Source organism: Syntrophorhabdaceae bacterium (assembly GCA_028713955.1).
GTDB lineage: Bacteria > Desulfobacterota > Syntrophorhabdia > Syntrophorhabdales > Syntrophorhabdaceae > UBA5609.
On the sequence record JAQTNJ010000304.1, the window covers coordinates 1 to 3,350 of the forward strand.

A 3,350-nucleotide genomic window follows, 5' to 3' on the forward strand; every position below is an offset into this window, starting at 1 on the left:
TAACCTACGATGAGATTATTAAAGTCCTGGATGGTTGGAAATTCACCCTTGACCTTTACCGTGTATTCCTTTGTATCTCCCTCAATCGATCCACCCGGCAGTTCAATATTGCCCCTTGCGAGCGCGCCGGATACGTCCTGTGCGGTAATTCCATAAGACCGCAGCCTGTCATTATCCAGCCATATCCTTGCCTGCCTGAGACGTAATCCGTAGAGCCTTAATGCCCCCACACCGTTGATTCTTTGAAATTGTTCTTTCAGCACTTCATTCGCATACGTGGAAAGATCCCGGGGTGATTTATCGCCGTGAAGGGCAAACCACAGGACAGGTGTTGCATCGGGGTCCACCTTTTCGACAATCGGTTCGTCTATGTCGGTCGGCAGTTTTGACCTGATGATCGAGATCTTCTCCCGCACATCCTGCACCGCAAGGTCGATATCCCTTTCGAGCACGAACTCGATGGTAATTACCGATGCGCCTTCAGTGCTCGTAGACGCAATCGTCTTTATGCCGTTTATTGTATTGACCGCCTCTTCGATCTTGTCCGTGACGTCGATATCCATGATCTCGGAGCTGGCGCCTTTGAGTGTTGTTCTGATATTTACGATCGGCAAATCAATCTTCGGAAAAAGATCAACACCGATATTCGGGTAGCTCACAACCCCCAGCACAACAAGGACTAAAACTAACATGGTTGCAAAAACAGGGCGTTTTACAGATGTATCAGCCAGCCACACTTTATACCTCGATTGCCGTTTGCCGACTGCCGATTGTTGAATATCCTTTTATTAATCCGCAATATGCTATTATCACTGTTTACTTCCCTCTCTCACCTGGACGCTTACCTTCACTCCTTCCGAAAGGCTTTGCTGGCCCGCAACAACAATCTTTTCCCCTTCTTTTATCCCTTCTGTTATCTCCATCATCTCCCCATACTTGCTTCCGATCTTTACCTGCATCTCTTTTGCCCTGTCACCACTGACGGTGAATAATTTTACCTTTTCAGCCTCATATAGAAGCGCTGTTATGGGAACTACTATAGTGTCTTTTGCGGCACCCGTGTACAATATTACCCTCGTAAACAGACCTGGTTTTAACATACCATCGGAATTAGGAACCAGTGCTTCGACCGCCAGTGTCCGGGTTTTTTCCTCGAGGCTCGGGAAGACAATACTCACTTTGCCTTTAAACTCCCTATCCTTAAAGGCATCGACCTTCAATATCACATCCTGACCGACCTTAAGTTTTCCAACATCCTTTTCGGGCACGGTAAACCGAACCTTGAGAGGATTAGGTTGTATAAGGACAAAAAGAGAGGTGCCGACTTTTACAAAATCACCGGATGAAACCTTTTTCTCCTTTACCCTGGAAGCGAGAGGTGAAAAGATCTTCGTCTTTGCAAGCTTCTGTTTTGCAATGGTTAAGGCCGCCCTGGCCCTTTCTACCTCAGACTCTGCATAGACCAATCTTGTAGATACATCGTCATACTGTTGACTGGTAACAAGCTGTTCTTTGTAAAGGGTTTCTTTTCTTGTGAATTCAATCTTTGTATTGGCGAGCGTTGCTTTGGTCTGTTTAAGAAATGCCTCAGCCCTGATAACCTCGTTGGAGTACTCAATATCGTCTATTGTCGCAAGAAGCATGCCTTTTGTAACCGCTGTGCCTTCATCGACTTTTACGCTCTTGATAATTCCATCTATCTCTGCACCGATATTTACTTCCTCGTATGGATTTAATGTTCCTGTTGCCTCTATAAAAGGGCGCAACTGCTGCTTTTCTGATACCCTGACAATTACATTATAGGTCTTCTCCTGAGATGCTTTATCATCCTTATTTTTACAACCATCCCCCATGAACAGGCATGATGCGGCAACGACTATACACAATACAACATGAATGAACCGTTTCTCTTTCATCCTCTTTGTTCCTCCACGTCTGCAATCAGGGTTTTTTAAGGGCTGCGTTGCTGCTCACAACAAACTGCAACAACGTGCCCGTTGTCCTTCTCAATCTGGCGACCGATAACTGGTAATTGTATATAACATCAGCCAGCTGTCTCTGTGCTGTAACAAGCAGCGTATTGGCATCCATAACGTCAATGCTGTGGGCAAGTCCATATTCGAACTGCTTCGAAACGGCATTGAAATTATCTTTTGCAAAGACAAGCTGATCCTCAAGGGATTTCAGGATACCTTTTTGTGTGAGAAAATCGAGATAAGCATTTTCAACTTCAACAGTCACTGATTTTTTTATATCTTCAAAGGTATAATCAGCCTGCCTCTTTTTTGCAACAGCCTCCTGGACCTCTGCGGCCCTTAATCCGCCTTCAAAGAAAGGGAAGACAAGCCTTACGCCGCCATACAGGTTATCCCTTATAAGACTCTGCGTTTCGGGACTCTCAATCTTTCTCTGGTACGCGCCTTCGACGGCAACCACAGGCCAGTAGGAGCCCCTCGTGAATTTAACCGCGGCACCGGCTATACTCTTCTGCAGATCCGACGACCTTAACTCGGCCCGTTCCGTGTATGCGGTCTCTTTCAGACAAACAACGGTTGGTAATTTACATCCCTTTACAACACTATCAATATCATCAGAACGGGAAGCTGCCAGTAACAGATCCTGGGTCTCTTTAATCTCAAAGTCACCATGAATACCTACAACCCTCGCAAGGACAGCCTTTGCCAGTTTCCGGATGTTTTCAGCCTTAATCAGATCAGATTGCGCCCCTGACAATTCAGCCTCTGCTCGCAGGAGCGTTGTTTTCGTAACCTCTCCTACTTTTAACCGGGTCGAGGCTGCGTCCCTGTACTTTGTCAGTCTCTCCACATTTTGCCTTGCGATATCGACGACCTTCTTTGCCTTCATCAGGTCGTAGTATGTGCTGGTGACGGTATACATGTATCCTTCTTTAACGGCAAAAAGGTCGTATCTGCTTTTACCAATGCTGTTCTTTGCTATCCCGTAAGCGATAATCTCCCTTCCTGCAAGGGAGAATGACTGGTCAAGCCTGAAGCCCCAGTTTGCCGTATCATCGGGCTGGATCAAGCTGTCGTTATCGTTGACCTTATTATTTTTATAGCTGGTATAGCCACCTACTCCTGATAATTTTGGCAGTAAAGCAGACAGCGCCTTGTCTCTCCCTTTTTCAGCGATAAACAGGTCTTCCTCGGATATTTTTATCTTTTCAGAACGTTCCAGGGCCATTTTATAAAGATCATCAAGCGTATACTCCAACGCTAAAACCTGTGAACATACCAACACAATTACAAAACATGAAAATACGAATGTTTTCATGTCAGCCCCCGTTTGTGGTTCTGTGCTGCCATCATTGCGCTTCCCTTTTTAAAAAC

At 45.7% G+C, this 3,350-nt stretch carries 3 protein-coding genes; all 3 read right to left on the reverse strand.

Annotation, left to right across the window (positions count from 1 at the left end; all coding sequences use genetic code 11):
• The coding region (locus PHU49_16150) for an efflux RND transporter permease subunit (GenBank protein MDD5245542.1) at positions 1-737 on the reverse strand (737 nt) is incomplete at its 3' end.
• Positions 738-809: 72 nt separating this feature from the next.
• Positions 810-1,916, reverse strand: coding sequence for an efflux RND transporter periplasmic adaptor subunit (locus PHU49_16155; protein ID MDD5245543.1), 1,107 nt, complete (start codon positions 1,914-1,916; stop codon positions 810-812).
• A gap of 25 nt (positions 1,917-1,941) precedes the next feature.
• Positions 1,942-3,294: a TolC family protein gene (locus PHU49_16160; protein MDD5245544.1), complete on the reverse strand. Its 1,353-nt coding sequence runs from the start codon at positions 3,292-3,294 to the stop codon at positions 1,942-1,944.
• Positions 3,295-3,350: the final 56 nt, after the last annotated feature.

Coding starts and splice junctions, on each gene's coding strand:
- PHU49_16155 (MDD5245543.1), bottom strand. CDS start 1,916: ATGAAAGAGAAACGGTTCATTCATGTTGTATTGTGTATAGTCGTTGCC.
- PHU49_16160 (MDD5245544.1), bottom strand. CDS start 3,294: ATGAAAACATTCGTATTTTCATGTTTTGTAATTGTGTTGGTATGTTCA.